We start from the raw sequence: 14,752 nt of genomic DNA on the forward strand, positions 1-14,752 counted from the left end.
TTACCCCTTGAAGTAGACCGGGGAGGTGAAGCCCCACAGCGCGACGGTCATGACGAGGTTGAGGACGACGACCGCCACCAGACTCGCGCGGATCGCTCGGCCGGAGGCCGTGCCCACGCCCTCCGGTCCGCCCGAGGCGAAGAAGCCCTGGTAGCAGTGGATGATGATGACGGCGGTCAGGAAGACGGCCACCTTGATCACGGAGAATATGACGTCGGGGCCGCTCACGAACTGACTGAAGTAGTGGTCGTAGGTGCCCGACGGCATGCCGTACACGGACTTGACGACCCAGGCGCACGAGACCCACGACAGGATCAGCGTGATCAGGTAGACGGGCACCACCGCGATGAGGCCCGCGAGCACGCGGGTGGTCACGACGAAGGACACCGAGCGCAGGCCGAGCGACTCGAGAGCGTCGATCTCCTCGTTGATGCGCATGGCACCGATCTCGGCGGTCATGCGGCAGCCGGCCTGTGCGGCGAAGCCGACGCCCGCGAGCATCGGGGCGAACTCGCGGGTGTTCGCGAAGGACGCGACGACCGCGGTGAGCGGGCCCATGCCGAGCATGTTGAGGATGGCGAAGCCCTGCACCGCGACGATGCCGCCGACGGTGATGCCGAGCACGGCGAGCACGGGCGCGGTGCCGCCGCCGACGATGAGAGCGCCACGGCCCCAGGTGATATCGGTCAGGATGACCATGATCTGGGAGCGGTAGTGCTTGATCGCGTGGGGAACGGTGCGGATCACCTCGGCCACGAAGGAGACGACGTGGCCGATCGTGTCGAAGAGGCTCCACGCGGATCCGGAGGCCCCGAACAGATTGAAGAACCAGCGTGTGCCCCGGGGGCGGTAAACGGTTGCCATGTTTCAGCTCACCTGTGTCGGGGTTGAAAGGGGAAGTGCCAAGCAGGTGCGGATCATGGTCAGCCCACCTGCATGGGGAAGAACATCGTCGTGACCTGCGTGATGAGCAGGTTCAACGCGAAGATGACGACGAAGGACAGCACGACGGTCGCGTTCACGGCGTCGGCGACGCCGCGCGAGCCGCCGCGCGCCTCGAGGCCGCGCTGGCAGCCGATGATCGCGATCACGGTGCCGAAGATGATCGACTTGACCAGCGAGATCCATACGTCGATGGGGTGCGCGAAGGAGCCGAAGGACAGCCAGTAGGCGCCGGGCGTCACACCCTGGCCGCCGACGGCGACGAGGTAGCCGGCGATGGTGCCGACGGCGATCACGAGGATGTTGATGAGGGGCGCGACCACCCACGCGGCCAGCAGGCGCGGCACGACGAGGCGGTTGAGCGGGTTGATGCCCATCACCCGCATGGCGTCCGTCTCCTCGCGGATGGTGCGCGCGCCGAGGTCGGCGGCGATGGCCGAGGCGCCGGCGCCGGCGAGCAGCAGTCCGGTCGCGATGGGAGCGCCCTGGGTGATGACGGCGAGACCGCCCGCTGCGCCCGACAGGGAGTCGGCGCCGAGCTGGGCGATGATGTTGCCGATCTGGATCGAGATGACGATGCCGAACGGGATGGCGATCAGGATGCCGGGGAAGGTGGTGACCCCGACCATGTACCAGATCTGGTTCAGCGCCTCTTTCCACTGCAGGCGGCCACGGATCGTATCGGTGACCAGAGCGACCAGCGACATGATCAGCATCCGGACGCTCCGGCCGATCGTGCGGATGGAATCCACGACGGTGCTGGAGAAGTTCTTGCTGATGATCGACCAGTAGGAAGGTCGCTTGGCAGGTGCGCCGCCCTGCGCAACGGATTGCGTCACCGCGAACGTCTCCTCTCGACTGTGGCCACACTGTGACCCACATACTGCGTTCTCAGGTGTATGACCGAGCACACTATACCCGGCGGACGAGTGATGTGCGTCATTGGCCTGCTTCGCCGAAGACGGGTGAGCGACTCGTCAGTAACATTTGGTGGAGTCGGCGGATCGGGTTCATCCGCTCAGGTCAGGCGGGGTGCGCCGAAAGTGATATCGCAAAGCGTCGGCCCGTCGGGCGAGGGTGGCCGCGGGGTGCGAGTAGATTCGCACGGGTGCACATCGAGATGCTTGGCGGGCCGGTCGTCGGTGGCGGCGCTGCCGGTGTCCCGATGCGGGAGTTGCTGGTAGTAGGACTGACAGCTGCAGTTGTCACATTCTTCGCAACGTCGCTGGTGCGGGTCGTGGCGACCCGGTTCGGGGCCGTCGCGGTGCCTCGCGCGCGCGATGTCCACGTCGTGCCCACGCCCCGCCTCGGTGGGGTCGGCATCTATATAGGGATGGCCACCGGCATCTTCTTGGCGGCGCAGCTGCCGGCTCTCACACGCGGCTTCGCCTATTCCAAGGACGCGGTCGCCGTGCTCGTCGCCGGCGCGGTGATCGTGGTGGTCGGAATCATCGACGACCGATGGGGCGTCGATGCGCTCACCAAACTGGTCGGGCAGATCTTCGCCGCCGCGCTCCTCGTCGTGATGGGGGTGGCCTGGAACGTCGTCTACGTCCCCGGGATCAATACGACGGTGGTCCTCGACCAGCTGCAGGCGGGATTGCTCACCGTGGTCGTGGCGGTGGCGACCGTCAACGCCATGAACTTCATCGACGGACTCGACGGTCTGCTGGCGGGCGTGGCCGCGCTCGCGGCGCTCGCCATCCTCATCTTCTCCGTGGGTCTGATGTTCGATTCGGGCGGTGACGCCCCGTCGTACCCGCCGGCCATGATCACCGCGGCCCTCTTCGGCGCGTGCATGGGCTTCCTGCCGCACAACTTCCAGCCGGCCCGGATCTTCATGGGCGACTCGGGGTCGATGTTGCTGGGCCTGACGTTGGCCGCCGCGTCCACGTCCGCGTCGGGCCGGATCTCGCAGAACGCGTACGGCACCACCGACATCTTCGCGCTGCTGCTGCCCCTGCTGCTCGCGGTGGCGGTGATGTTCGTGCCGATGCTCGACCTCCTGCTCGCCGTCGTCCGCCGCACGCGCGCGGGGGTGCACCCCTTCACCGCCGACAAGATGCACCTGCATCACCGGCTGCTGCAGATCGGCCACAGCCAACGTCGCGTGGTGGTGGTCATCTACCTGTGGGTGGGTGTGCTGGGCCTGAGTGCCGCGGCCTCGACGATGCTGCCGCCGGCGCTCATCGCGCCGCTGTTCGGGGCGGGCCTGCTCTGCGCCCTCGTGTTCACCGTGGTGCCGCGGATCGTGCCCCGTCTGCGCGAGCGTTACTCGAAAAGCTAGAGGTCAGCTGTAGCGACCATGGTTTCACAGGACGCTTGTCCTGTAGTACTATCGTGCGTAGTTGATGGCGGAGATCGAGGAGCACCCCAGGTGTGGGGAGCCTCGCTACTTCTTGGTAGAGTCTCAGCCAATCACAAAGAATCCGTGATGTGACCCACGCTACGGATTCGGCAGACGCCGCCCCCGGTCGCCGCGAGACCTTCGCAGGAGCGACCCTGACCCCGAAGGAGGGGACATGACGACGCCGGCCCCCTCCGTCGACGGTTCGCCCACCCGCAGCGTCGTGACCTTCGTGAACCCGATCGTGATCGTGGCCGGCCTCTCGGTGATCGCCGCGGGCGTCGGCACCGCCTTCGGGCACCCCTGGTTCGCCGCGTGGTTCCTGCTCGGCGGCCTCATGTCCGTTCTCAACGCCAAGCTGGCGGTTCTCAAGGTGGCCACGGTCACCGCGGAGAACGAGCCCCGCAAGACCCCGGTCGCCGTGAACTCGATGTTCCGGCTCGGCGTCGTCTCCGTCATCGCGATCGTCATCGCCTACTTCTTCCGGCCCGATGGGCTGGGCGTGATCTTCGGCCTCGCCGTCGGTCAGATCGTCCTCGTCCTGAACACCGTCATCCCCGTTCTGAAAGGGCTTCGCCAGCAGTCATGAACACCAATCTGTACGCCGAGGGCTCGATCAAGGTCGCCCACTACAAGTCGTTCGAGCTGTTCGGCATGACTTTTCACTGGGACACGATCCTGGCCACGTCCATCGCGGCGGCGATCGTTCTCATCCTGGCGTTCATCCTGAAGGCGAAGGTCACCTCGACCGGCGTCCCGAGCGGTGTGCAGCTGTTCTGGGAGGCCATCACCATCCAGCTGCGCGGCCAGATCGAGTCGGCGATCGGCATGCGCGTCGCGCCCTTCCTGCTGCCGCTGGCCATCGCGCTGTTCACCCTGATCCTCTTCGCGAACTGGCTCGCGGTGCTGCCGCAGCAGTACACCGGTGAGGGCGGCGCGCCCACCGAGATCTTCATGCCGCCGGCCGCCGACGTCAGCTTCGTCTACGCGCTCGTCCTGGTCGTCTACGTCGGCTACCACCTCGCCGGCTTCACCACGCACGGCATCTTCGGCTACCCCGCGAAGGTCGTGAAGGGCCACGCGATCGGCCTGGCGCCGATCAACGTGATCGAGGAGCTCATCTCGAAGCCGCTCTCGCTGGCGCTGCGACTCTTCGGCAACGTCTTCGCCGGCACGGTCATGGTCGCGGTCATCGCGCTCCTGCCGGCCTACATCCTCTGGTTCCCGAACTCCCTGTGGAAGTCCTTCGAGCTCTTCGTCGGCCTCATCCAGGCGTTCATCTTCTCGCTCCTGACCATCCTGTACTTCTCCACCTCCATGGAGAAGACGCACCACTGACCTGACCGCGGCCCACACGGGCCACGGCCATGAAGACCCTGGTAGGCCGACTACCAGAAACCGAAAGGGAAAAGATAAATGGATCCGAACATCGCGCAGGGTGCCCTCATCGGCGGCGGCCTGATCATGGGTGGCGGCGCCATCGGCGCCGGTATCGGTAACGGTCTCGCCGGTTCCCAGCTCGTCGCCGGCATCGCGCGGCAGCCGGAGGCCCAGGGCCGCCTGATGACCCCGTTCTTCATCACCGTTGGTCTGGTCGAGGCCGCGTACTTCATCAACCTGGCCTTCATGGCCCTGTTCGTGTTCGCGACCCCGATCTCCTAACTCGCTCGTAAGAAACGGGAACTGACGTCATGCAGCTCGCTGAGGGTAACTTCCTCCTCCCCACCGCGGGAACCTTCCTCTCGTGCCTGATCATCTTCTTGATCGTGCTCGGAGTGATCTGGTTCTTCGTGGCACCTTCCATCCAGAAGGTCCTGGACGATCGCGAAAAGATGATCAACCAGACCGCGAACGACGGTCGCGCCGCGGCCAAGGGATTCGAGGACGCCGAGTCGGAGTACCGCGCCGGAATCGCTTCCGCCCGCGGTGAGGCCGGCAGCATCCGCGACGAGGCGCGCGCCAGTGGCCGCGCCTCGATGGAGGAACAGAAGCAGCGGGCTGCGGCCGAGGCGGACGCGATCACGCGGGAGAAGACCGAGCAGCTGCGCACCGCGGGCGAGTCCGCGGCCGCGGCGGCGCGCGCCGATCTCGCTCCGCTCTCGGCGTCGTTGGCGAGCCGCGTGCTCGGCTTCGACGTGACGCAGGACCCGGCCCTCAAGGCGAAGCTGGATGCACTCTCGACCGACAAGGTGGTGAAGAACTAAATGGGTGTCTTTATCGGCAACCTGATCGCCTTCGCGGTCATCCTCTTCGTCCTGTGGAAGTTCGTCGTTCCGCCGGTGAAGCGGCTCATGAAGGAGCGCCAGGACACCGTCCGGGCGCAGCTGGAGGAGTCGCGCATCGCGCAGGAGAAGCTGTCGCAGGCGGGGCAGGCGGGGGAGCGGGCTCGCTCCGACGCCGCCCGCGAGGGCAGCCAGATCCGCGACGAGGCCCGTGGTGATGCGGACGCGATCCGCGACGAGCTGCGCGCCCAGACCGACCGTGAGGTCGCCCGGATCGGCGAGCACGGTGAGGGTCAGGTCGCGCTCAACCGCAGCAACCTGGTGCGGGGCTTCCGTGCCGGTCTCGGCGCCGAGGCCGTCGAGGTCGCCGGACGACTCGTCCGCGAGCACCTCAGCGCTCCCGCCAACCAGTCCGCGTCCGTCGATCGCGCGCTCACCGAGCTCGAGTCGATGACGCAGGGCGCCGACGAGGTGCGCGTCACCGAGGCGGACCGGATCGGTACGCGCTCGCTGCGCGCCTCGAGCCGCGATGCCGTGCGCCAGCTGGCCGCGGGCTTCGACGAGCGGACCGTCGGTACCGACGAGGCCGCGCTGGCCCGCGTCGCCGACGACCTGGCCGACGTCGTCAACGTTCTCAACGAGCAGCCGGTGCTGCGCAAGCACCTCGCCGAGTCGGCGGAGGCCCCCGAGGCCAAGCGCACGCTCGTCGCGAACCTCTTCGGCGGCAAGATCAGCGCCGAAGCCACCGCCTTCCTCCAGGACGCCGCGGCGGCCAAGTGGTCGGCCCCGGCCGACTTCGCGACCGCGGTCGAGCGTCAGGCCCGCGTGGCCGTGCTGCTCGGCGCCGAGCGCGCCGGCAAGCTCGACGAGACCGAGGACCAGCTGTTCCGTGCGGGGCGCATCCTCGAGGGCGAGCCCGAGCTCACCGCGGCACTGTCCGACACCCGCGCTCCGGCCGCGGCCCGCATCACGCTGCTGGACAAGGTCTTCGGCGGCAAGGTGAACGACTTCACCGCGGCGCTGCTGCGCCAGACGGTGCGCCTCGTGCGCGTCGGCCGCGTGGACGCCTCCGTCGCGTCGATCGCCGAGCTGGCAGCCGCCCGTCGCGGCGAGTCCGTCGCGGTGGTCGAGTCGCCCGTCGCTCTGACCGATGAGCAGAAGTCCCGCACCGCGGACCTGCTCGCCCGCATCTACCAGCGCAGGATCGCGGTCCAGACCGAGGTCGTCGCCGAGCTCCTGGGCGGCCTGCGCATCACGGTGGGCAACGAGGTCATCGAGGCCGACATCGCGTCGCGGCTCGACAAGGCCGCCGAACAGCTGCCCCGCTAACACATACAAACTTCCACCCAGAACACAAAAGAGGGAAACGAGTACTCATGGCTGAGTTGACGATCTCAACCGACGACGTCAAGGGCGCGATCGAGCAGTACGTCTCGACGTTCGAGGCCGACGCCTCCCGCGAGGAGATCGGCACCGTCTCCGACACCGCCGACGGCATCGCCCACGTGACCGGTCTGCCCGGTGCGATGGCGAATGAGCTGCTCGAGTTCCCCGGTGGGGTGCTCGGCGTGGCCCTGAACCTCGACGAGGACGAGATCGGCGCCGTCATCCTCGGTAACTACGAGTCGCTCGAGGAGGGCCAGCAGGTCCGCCGCACCGGCGACGTGCTGTCCGTGCCGGTGGGCGACAAGTTCCTCGGCCGAGTGGTCAACCCGCTCGGCCAGCCGATCGACGGCCTGGGCGACATCGAGGCCGAGGAGCAGCGCGTCCTCGAGCTGCAGGCCGCCACCGTGCTCGAGCGCCAGCCGGTCGAGGAGTCCCTCGCCACCGGCATCAAGGCCATCGACGCGATGACCGCGATCGGTCGCGGCCAGCGCCAGCTGGTCATCGGTGACCGCAAGACCGGCAAGACCGCGGTCTGCGTCGACACCATCCTCAACCAGAAGTCCAACTGGGAGACCGGCGATCCGACCAAGCAGGTCCGCTGCATCTACGTCGCCATCGGCCAGAAGGGCTCGACGATCGCCGGCGTGAAGGCCGCGCTCGACGAGGCCGGCGCCATGGAGTACACGACCATCGTCGCGGCCCCCGCGTCCGACTCGGCCGGCTTCAAGTGGCTCGCCCCGTACACCGGTTCGGCCATCGGCCAGCACTGGATGTACCAGGGCAAGCACGTCCTCATCGTCTTCGACGACCTGTCCAAGCAGGCCGAGGCCTACCGCGCCATCTCGCTGCTGCTGCGCCGCCCGCCGGGCCGCGAGGCCTACCCCGGCGACGTCTTCTACCTGCACTCCCGCCTGCTGGAGCGCTCGGCGAAGCTGTCCGACGCCCTCGGCGGCGGCTCGATGACGGCGCTGCCGATCATCGAGACCAAGGCCAACGACGTCTCGGCCTTCATCCCGACCAACGTCATCTCGATCACCGACGGCCAGGTCTTCCTCGAGTCCGACCTGTTCAACAAGGGCGTCCGCCCCGCGATCAACGTCGGTACCTCGGTGTCCCGCGTCGGTGGCGCCGCGCAGACCAAGGGCCTCAAGAAGGTCTCGGGCTCGCTGCGTCTGGAGCTCGCGCAGTTCCGTGAGCTGGAGGCCTTCTCGGCCTTCGCCTCGGACCTCGACGACGCCTCGAAGGCACAGCTGGCGCGCGGCGCCCGCTGGGTCGAGCTGCTCAAGCAGGACCAGTACAGCCCGTCGTCGGTCGAGGACGAGATCGTCTCGATCTACCTCTGCGGCGAGGGCCACTACGACTCGGTGCCCGTCGAGGACGTGCGCCGCTTCGACGGTGAGCTGCTGAGCCACCTGCACCACGCGGCGGCCGGCGTCTACGAGGCCATCGCCGGCGGCAAGGTCCTCGAGAAGGACCAGGCGGAGATCCTGGTGGCCGAGACCAACCGCTTCAAGCAGAGCTTCCTCGCCTCCGACGGCTCGCGCGTGGTCAACGAGGCCGAGGCCGGCGCGCTGCCCGCCGAGGACGTCGAGCACGAGACGATCAAGGTCAAGCGCAATGGCTAGTATCCGAGAGCTGCGCTCGCGGATCCGTTCGGTCAACTCGACCAAGAAGATCACCAAGGCGCAGGAACTGATCGCGACGTCGCGGATCACCAAGGCGCAGGCCCGGGTCGCGGCCGCCAAGCCCTACGCCGAGGAGATGACCTCGGTGCTCTCGGAGCTGGCGAGCAAGTCCGGGTCGCTGGATCACCCGCTCCTCACCGAGCGGGCAAACCCGAAGCGCGCCGCGATCCTCGTCGTCTCCTCCGACCGCGGCATGTGCGGCGGCTACAACTCCAACGTGCTGCGGGAGACGCGTGAGCTGATCCAGCTGCTCAAGGACGAGGGCAAGGAGCCCGTCCTCTACGTCATGGGCCAGAAGGGACTGGACTACTTCCGGTTCCGCGGCCAGGACGTGGCGGGCGCGTGGACCGGCTTCTCGCAGCAGCCGCACCATTCGGACGCCACCGCCGCGACCGAGACGCTGGTGAAGCTGTTCGAGACGGGCTCGCAGGAGTACGTGACGATCGACGGCGTCGAGACGCACGGCGTCGATGAGCTGCATCTCGTCTACACCCGCTTCGTGTCGATGCTCTCGCAGAACCCCGAGGTCCGCCGCATGGCGCCGCTCGTGGTCGAGGAGAGCGACGGTGCGTCGGGCGAGAGCGAGGCCGCGGCCCGCAACTTCACCTTCGAGCCGAGCGCGGACAGCCTGCTGTCGGCGCTGCTGCCCAAGTACGTCGCCACCCGCGTCTTCGCGGCCCTGCTCGACTCGGCCGCGTCGGAGAACGCGGCCCGTCGTACGGCCATGAAGGCGGCCACCGACAACGCCAACGATCTGGCCGTCTCGCTCTCCCGCGAGGCCAACCAGCTCCGTCAGGCGCAGATCACCCAGGAAATCAGCGAAATCGTCGGTGGCGCCGGCGCCCTCGCGAACTAGAAACCGGAAAGCAGACACATGACTACAGCAACCCAGCCCGCGTCGGCGGGCACCGCTGCGGCCACCGGTCGCGTGACGCGGGTCATCGGCCCGGTCGTCGACATCGAGTTCCCGCGCGGCGCCGTTCCCGACCTGTTCAACGCCCTGCACGCGGAGATCACCCTCCCGTCCGTGGCCAAGACGCTGACCCTCGAGGTCGCGCAGCACCTCGGCGACAACCTGGTGCGCGCCATCTCGATGCAGCCGACCGACGGCCTGGTCCGCGGCACCGACGTCACCGACTCGGGCTACCCGATCCGCGTGCCCGTCGGCGACGTCGTCAAGGGCCACGTCTTCAACGCCCTGGGCGACTGCCTGGACACCCCCGGCCTCGGCCGTGACGGCGAGCAGTGGGGCATCCACCGCAAGCCCCCGGCCTTCGATCAGCTCGAGGGCAAGACCGAGATCCTGGAGACGGGCATCAAGGTCATCGACCTCCTGACCCCGTACGTCAAGGGCGGCAAGATCGGTCTGTTCGGTGGTGCCGGCGTCGGCAAGACCGTTCTGATCCAGGAGATGATCACCCGTATCGCGCGCGAGTTCTCGGGCACCTCGGTGTTCGCGGGCGTCGGCGAGCGTACTCGTGAGGGCACCGACCTCCACCTCGAGATGGAGGAGATGGGCGTGCTGCAGGACACCGCCTTGGTGTTCGGCCAGATGGATGAGCCGCCGGGGACGCGTATGCGCGTCGCCCTCTCGGCCCTGACCATGGCCGAGTACTTCCGCGATGTCCAGCATCAGGACGTGCTGCTGTTCATCGACAACATCTTCCGCTTCACGCAGGCGGGCTCCGAGGTCTCGACCCTGCTGGGTCGTATGCCCTCCGCCGTGGGTTACCAGCCCACCCTGGCCGACGAGATGGGCGAGCTCCAGGAGCGCATCACCTCGACCAAGGGCCGGTCGATCACCTCGCTGCAGGCCATCTACGTGCCCGCCGACGACTACACCGACCCGGCGCCGGCCACCACCTTCGCGCACCTCGATGCGACCACCGAGCTCTCGCGTCCGATCTCGCAGCTGGGTATCTACCCCGCCGTGGACCCGCTGACGTCGACCTCGCGCATCCTCGAGGCGTCGATCGTGGGCGACGAGCACTTCCGCGTCGCCAACGAGGTCAAGCGCATCCTGCAGAAGTACAAGGAGCTGCAGGACATCATCGCCATCCTCGGTATGGACGAGCTCTCGGAAGAGGACAAGGTCACGGTGCAGCGCGCTCGCCGTCTCCAGAAGTTCCTCGGCCAGAACTTCATCGTCGCCGAGAAGTTCACGGGTGAGAAGGGCTCAGTCGTGCCGCTGGCCGACACCATCGAGGCCTTCGACCGCGTGTGCAAGGGCGAGTTCGATCACCTGCCCGAGCAGGCGTTCAACAGCTGTGGTGGTCTCGATGACGTCGAGGCCGCCGCGAAGAAGATCGCCGGAAAGTAGTTTCCAGTGGCTGACACGGCGTTTCAGGTTGAGGTCGTCTCCGTCGAGGAGCGGCTGTGGTCGGGCGAGGCGACGTTCGTCATCGCCCAGACCACGGAGGGTGAGCTGGGTGTCCTGGCTCATCACGAGCCGCTGTTCGGCCAGCTCACCACCGGTGGCGCTGTCGCCATCGACACGGTGGGCGGCGAGCGACTGGCCGCGGCGATCCGCGGCGGTTTCCTCTCGGTGACCGGCGAGAAGGTCACGGTGCTGGCGGACGGGGCCGAGTGGGCCTCGTCGCTGGAGGAGGCCGAGGTCCGGCGCGCCCTCGAGGCGGCCCCGGACGGATCCGACGAGCAGGCGGTCGCGCACGGACGGCTGCGCGCGATCGAATTCCTCGCGGGTAAGTAACATAGGAGTAGCAGCGTGAAAGCCGGTGGCCCGGTGACAACGGGCCACCGGCTTTCACGCTATCCGGGCACGGTGCAGTGAGGAGCGTGTGATGGGCGGAGCGGTCTTCGTCACGGTGATCGCCGTTCTCGTACTGCTCGCCGTCGCCGCGATCGTCGCCCTGCGCTTCTACAGCCTCCGTGTCGCGGGCGTGCCGATCATCATCCGCTACCTGCCGGCGCAGGGGGAGCACGGGTGGCGCCACGGCACTCTCCGCTACGACGATCACGAGGTGAAGTACTACCGGCTCTCCAGCGTGCGGCTCGGGCCCAGCTGGACGTTGCCGCGCAGCAGGACCGAGATCGTCGGTCGCCGCGCGCCCCACGGCACCGAACTCGACGTCATCGATCCCGACATGGTGATCGTGCACGCCGTCACCCCCGACGGGGAGACCGAGCTCGCCTTCGCGCGGGACGGCCTGACGGCCTTCCAGTCCTGGCTCGAATCGCGGCCGAGCCCGCGCCGTCAGCGCCCCTAGCCGTCGGCGCCACCGTCAGCGATCGCCGCCGGGCTTCCACAGCACGTCGCCGCCCGGATTGGCGACCCGCGACAGGATGAACAACAGGTCCGACAGCCGGTTGAGGTACTTCGCCGGCAGCACCGAGACCGTCTCCCCGTGCTCGCGCACCGCGTCCCACGCCGCCCGCTCCGCCCGTCGGACGACGGTGCGCGCCAGGTGCAGGTAGGCCGCGAGGGGAGTACCGCCGGGCAGGACGAAGGAGTCCAGCTTGGGCAGATCCTCGTTGTACTCGTCGCACCAGGCCTCGAGCCGGTCGATGTAGTCGCCGGTCACGCGCAGGGGCGGGTACTGCGGATCGTCGACGACGGGGTTCGAGAGATCCGCGCCCACGTCGAAGAGTTCGTTCTGGATCCGGAGCAGGACGGCGCGCAGCTCGGGATCGGGATCTCCGACGGTGACCGCCAGCCCGAGGGCGGCGTTCGCCTCATCGCAGTCCGCGTAGGCCCGCAGCCGAGCGTCGGATTTCGTGACCCGCGAGAAGTCGCCGAGCCCGGTGGTCCCGTCGTCGCCGGTGCGGGTGTAGATGCGGGTGAGGTGGACAGCCATGGTCACAGGCTGTCACAGGCCCGGGCGGTGTGCCATAGGCTGAGCGGTGTGGGAGAGAAGTTTCTGGTGCACGGTGGAGCCCGGCTGACGGGCGAGGTCACCGTGGGTGGCGCGAAGAACAGCGTCCTGAAGTTGATGGCGGCCACGTTGCTCGCCGAGGGAACGTCGGTGCTGACCAACTGTCCCGAGATCCTCGACGTCCCGCTCATGGCGGACGTCCTGCGCGGTCTCGGCGCCGAGGTCGAGCTCGAGGGCGATACGGCGCGGATCACCACGCCGGCGGTGCTCAATCACCGCGCCGACTTCGACGCGGTTAAGCAGTTCCGCGCCTCGGTGTGCGTGCTGGGGCCGCTGATGGCGCGCGAGCGTCGTGCGGTGGTCGCCCTCCCCGGTGGCGATGCGATCGGCTCCCGACCGCTGGACATGCACCAGTCGGGGCTGCGCGCACTCGGTGCGACGAGCTCGATCGAGCACGGCTGCGTTGTGGCGCAAGCTGATTCGCTGACAGGTGCGGAGATCACGCTGGAGTTCCCCTCGGTGGGTGCCACGGAGAACATCCTCATGGCTGCGGTACTGGCCTCGGGGTTGACGGTGATCAGCAATGTCGCGCGCGAGCCGGAGATCGTGGACCTGTGCGCGATGCTCGTGCAGATGGGTGCCGACATCGACGGGATCGGGACCGACACCCTCATGGTGCGCGGGGTGGAGAAGCTGCACCCCACGGAGCACCGGGTGATCGGCGACCGCATCGTCGCGGCCACGTGGGGCTTCGCGGCGGTGATGACCCGCGGGGACATCACCGTGAACGGGGTGGCGCCCGAGACCCTGGGGGTGGTGCTGCAGAAGCTCCAGGACGCGGGGGCGACGGTGACCGAGCGCGCGGACGGCTTCCGCATCGCGTCGCCGGAGCGGCCGCACGCGGTGAACGTCGCGACCCTCCCGTTCCCGGGGTTCCCCACCGATCTGCAGCCGATGGCGATCGGCATGGCGTGCGTCGCCGACGGCACCTCGATGATCACGGAGAACGTCTTCGAGGCCCGGTTCCGCTTCGTCGAGGAGATGGTGCGCCTCGGTGCGGACGCCCGGACCGACGGTCACCACGCGGTGATCAGGGGAGTGGAGCAGCTCTCGAGCGCGCCGGTGTGGTCGACCGACATCCGTGCCGGCGTCGGCCTGGTGCTGGCCGGCCTGTGCGCCGACGGAGTGACCGAGGTGCACGACGTCTTCCACATCGATCGGGGCTATCCGAACTTCGTCGGGAACGTGACCGCGCTCGGTGGGCAGATCGAACGCGTCTCCTGATCTGCGCCTTCGGCGGGAGCGAAGCGTTCCCGCCGGAGGGGTGGATCGGCAGGACCACCTGCCGATTTGTGTTCCGAGTTCGACGTGTGTAACTTATGTCGAGTCAGCAGCGCCCAGGCGCCGCCCGGCAAGGCCCACAGCAGTCCAATGAATCTGGATCTCGACGCGCCGCCGGAAGTTCGGAAACCGGGAAGATCCGCAAGGATCGTCGCGCTGACCGCCACGGAAGAGAAACCTTCTCCTCGATCGTGCTCCACACGATCGTGTGGTTCCTCCATGTGGTGAGCGGTTCGGAATGCCGAATCGCGGCCCGCGAGAGCGAGTTGCGAACGAAATTCCGACCTGCTAGGCTAGAACGGTTGCTCCGAGCAGCCAGCCCCACGAAAGAACATCACTTTCGAGCGCCCAGCGCGGTCGAGAGGGTTCGAGCGTGCGGTTGAGCGGTTCAGAGTGCTTCCGGGGGCGGCCCGCGAGAGCGAGTTGCACACGGAAATCCGATCTGCTAAGCTTGAACGGTTGCTCCGAGCGGGTGAGGCCAGTGAGTTTGACTGGTTGACTTGTTTAGGGTAGCATGAACGGCCTGCGAAGGTGCGGTTCACACGGAAATCATATGGTGTGGGCGGCCGCGTTTGGCGTGTTCTTTGAGAACTCAACAGTGTGTCGATGAAATTGTCAGTGCCAAAATTTTTTGGCACGCATGGACAATCAAAATTACTTGGTTGTTTGTGTTGTGGCTTTTCTCGTTTATTTCTTTGCGAGATGTATTTCTGGAATCATTGATTTTTGTCAGTGGTTTCGTTTTGTTCAGGATTTCCTGGATTATGCTGAAACTACGGTTTCTAGTGTTTTTTATGGAGAGTTTGATCCTGGCTCAGGACGAACGCTGGCGGCGTGCTTAACACATGCAAGTCGAACGGTAAGGCCCTTTCGGGGGTACACGAGTGGCGAACGGGTGAGTAACACGTGGGTGACCTGCCCTGTACTTCGGGATAAGCCTGGGAAACTGGGTCTAATACCGGATATGACCTTCTCCTGCATGGGGGTTGGTGGAAA

At 67.1% G+C, this 14,752-nt stretch carries 15 protein-coding genes and 1 rRNA gene; 13 read left to right on the forward strand and 3 right to left on the reverse strand.

What is annotated here, in order from left to right; translation table 11 throughout:
* Positions 1-864: an ABC transporter permease gene (locus tag FK268_RS16070; protein ID WP_146435775.1), complete on the reverse strand. Its 864-nt coding sequence runs from the start codon at positions 862-864 to the stop codon at positions 1-3.
* Between the two features lie 59 nt (positions 865-923).
* Positions 924-1,781, reverse strand: coding sequence for an MlaE family ABC transporter permease (locus FK268_RS16075; RefSeq protein WP_146435778.1), 858 nt, complete (start codon positions 1,779-1,781; stop codon positions 924-926).
* A gap of 281 nt (positions 1,782-2,062) precedes the next feature.
* Between FK268_RS16075 and FK268_RS16080 the strand changes: the two genes are divergently transcribed.
* From FK268_RS16080 to FK268_RS16130, 11 genes are all read left to right on the forward strand, one after another.
* Positions 2,063-3,229: a glycosyltransferase family 4 protein gene (locus FK268_RS16080; RefSeq protein WP_146435917.1), complete on the forward strand. Its 1,167-nt coding sequence runs from the start codon at positions 2,063-2,065 to the stop codon at positions 3,227-3,229.
* 235 nt (positions 3,230-3,464) lie between these two features.
* Positions 3,465-3,878 (forward strand): ATP synthase subunit I, encoded by a 414-nt coding sequence (locus FK268_RS16085; protein WP_146435780.1) that lies wholly within the window; start codon positions 3,465-3,467, stop codon positions 3,876-3,878.
* Positions 3,875-4,627 carry a F0F1 ATP synthase subunit A gene (gene atpB, locus FK268_RS16090; protein ID WP_146435782.1) on the forward strand — a complete coding sequence of 251 codons (753 nt, stop codon included), beginning with the start codon at positions 3,875-3,877 and terminating at the stop codon, positions 4,625-4,627. The genes FK268_RS16085 and atpB overlap by 4 nt, the downstream gene beginning before the upstream one ends.
* Positions 4,628-4,705: 78 nt before the next feature.
* On the forward strand, positions 4,706-4,951 hold the full coding sequence (locus FK268_RS16095) for a F0F1 ATP synthase subunit C (protein ID WP_013125919.1): 246 nt from the start codon (positions 4,706-4,708) through the stop codon (positions 4,949-4,951).
* A 29-nt stretch (positions 4,952-4,980) separates the two neighbouring features.
* A complete protein-coding gene (locus tag FK268_RS16100; RefSeq protein ID WP_146435783.1) occupies positions 4,981-5,493 on the forward strand; it encodes a F0F1 ATP synthase subunit B in 513 nt (170 codons plus the stop codon).
* Entirely contained in the window at positions 5,494-6,840 is a 1,347-nt protein-coding gene (locus tag FK268_RS16105) for a F0F1 ATP synthase subunit B/delta (protein ID WP_146435785.1), read from the forward strand.
* A gap of 47 nt (positions 6,841-6,887) precedes the next feature.
* Positions 6,888-8,522: a F0F1 ATP synthase subunit alpha gene (gene atpA / locus FK268_RS16110; protein WP_146435787.1), complete on the forward strand. Its 1,635-nt coding sequence runs from the start codon at positions 6,888-6,890 to the stop codon at positions 8,520-8,522.
* Positions 8,515-9,438, forward strand: a complete 924-nt coding sequence (locus tag FK268_RS16115) for a F0F1 ATP synthase subunit gamma (RefSeq protein WP_146435789.1) — start codon at positions 8,515-8,517, stop codon at positions 9,436-9,438. The genes atpA and FK268_RS16115 overlap by 8 nt, the downstream gene beginning before the upstream one ends.
* A gap of 18 nt (positions 9,439-9,456) precedes the next feature.
* Entirely contained in the window at positions 9,457-10,902 is a 1,446-nt protein-coding gene (atpD, locus tag FK268_RS16120) for a F0F1 ATP synthase subunit beta (RefSeq protein ID WP_146435791.1), read from the forward strand.
* Between the two features lie 6 nt (positions 10,903-10,908).
* The gene (locus FK268_RS16125) at positions 10,909-11,292 is read left to right on the forward strand and encodes a F0F1 ATP synthase subunit epsilon (protein ID WP_146435793.1); all 384 of its coding nucleotides are present in this window, start codon (positions 10,909-10,911) and stop codon (positions 11,290-11,292) included.
* A 91-nt stretch (positions 11,293-11,383) separates the two neighbouring features.
* Entirely contained in the window at positions 11,384-11,809 is a 426-nt protein-coding gene (locus FK268_RS16130) for a DUF2550 domain-containing protein (RefSeq protein WP_146435795.1), read from the forward strand.
* A 15-nt stretch (positions 11,810-11,824) separates the two neighbouring features.
* Here the strand turns inward: FK268_RS16130 and FK268_RS16135 are convergent, their stop codons facing one another.
* Positions 11,825-12,397 (reverse strand): cob(I)yrinic acid a,c-diamide adenosyltransferase, encoded by a 573-nt coding sequence (locus tag FK268_RS16135; protein WP_146435797.1) that lies wholly within the window; start codon positions 12,395-12,397, stop codon positions 11,825-11,827.
* A gap of 48 nt (positions 12,398-12,445) precedes the next feature.
* Between FK268_RS16135 and murA the strand changes: the two genes are divergently transcribed.
* On the forward strand, positions 12,446-13,699 hold the full coding sequence (gene murA / locus FK268_RS16140) for a UDP-N-acetylglucosamine 1-carboxyvinyltransferase (protein ID WP_146435799.1): 1,254 nt from the start codon (positions 12,446-12,448) through the stop codon (positions 13,697-13,699).
* A gap of 848 nt (positions 13,700-14,547) precedes the next feature.
* A 16S ribosomal RNA gene (locus FK268_RS16145) occupies positions 14,548-14,752 on the forward strand; the annotation flags it as partial.

The sequence above is a fragment of the Tsukamurella sputi genome (genome assembly GCF_007858445.1).
Lineage (GTDB): Bacteria > Actinomycetota > Actinomycetes > Mycobacteriales > Mycobacteriaceae > Tsukamurella > Tsukamurella sputi.

What these genes read in the sequence shown, in the direction of transcription:
- FK268_RS16070 (WP_146435775.1), bottom strand. Translation starts at nt 864, where the DNA reads ATGGCAACCGTTTACCGCCCCCGGGGCACACGCTGGTTCTTCAATCTG.
- FK268_RS16080 (WP_146435917.1), top strand. Translation starts at nt 2,063, where the DNA reads ATGCTTGGCGGGCCGGTCGTCGGTGGCGGCGCTGCCGGTGTCCCGATG.
- FK268_RS16085 (WP_146435780.1), top strand. Translation starts at nt 3,465, where the DNA reads ATGACGACGCCGGCCCCCTCCGTCGACGGTTCGCCCACCCGCAGCGTC.
- atpB (WP_146435782.1), top strand. Translation starts at nt 3,875, where the DNA reads ATGAACACCAATCTGTACGCCGAGGGCTCGATCAAGGTCGCCCACTAC.
- FK268_RS16095 (WP_013125919.1), top strand. Translation starts at nt 4,706, where the DNA reads ATGGATCCGAACATCGCGCAGGGTGCCCTCATCGGCGGCGGCCTGATC.
- FK268_RS16100 (WP_146435783.1), top strand. Translation starts at nt 4,981, where the DNA reads ATGCAGCTCGCTGAGGGTAACTTCCTCCTCCCCACCGCGGGAACCTTC.
- FK268_RS16105 (WP_146435785.1), top strand. Translation starts at nt 5,494, where the DNA reads ATGGGTGTCTTTATCGGCAACCTGATCGCCTTCGCGGTCATCCTCTTC.
- atpA (WP_146435787.1), top strand. Translation starts at nt 6,888, where the DNA reads ATGGCTGAGTTGACGATCTCAACCGACGACGTCAAGGGCGCGATCGAG.
- FK268_RS16115 (WP_146435789.1), top strand. Translation starts at nt 8,515, where the DNA reads ATGGCTAGTATCCGAGAGCTGCGCTCGCGGATCCGTTCGGTCAACTCG.
- atpD (WP_146435791.1), top strand. Translation starts at nt 9,457, where the DNA reads ATGACTACAGCAACCCAGCCCGCGTCGGCGGGCACCGCTGCGGCCACC.
- FK268_RS16130 (WP_146435795.1), top strand. Translation starts at nt 11,384, where the DNA reads ATGGGCGGAGCGGTCTTCGTCACGGTGATCGCCGTTCTCGTACTGCTC.
- FK268_RS16135 (WP_146435797.1), bottom strand. Translation starts at nt 12,397, where the DNA reads ATGGCTGTCCACCTCACCCGCATCTACACCCGCACCGGCGACGACGGG.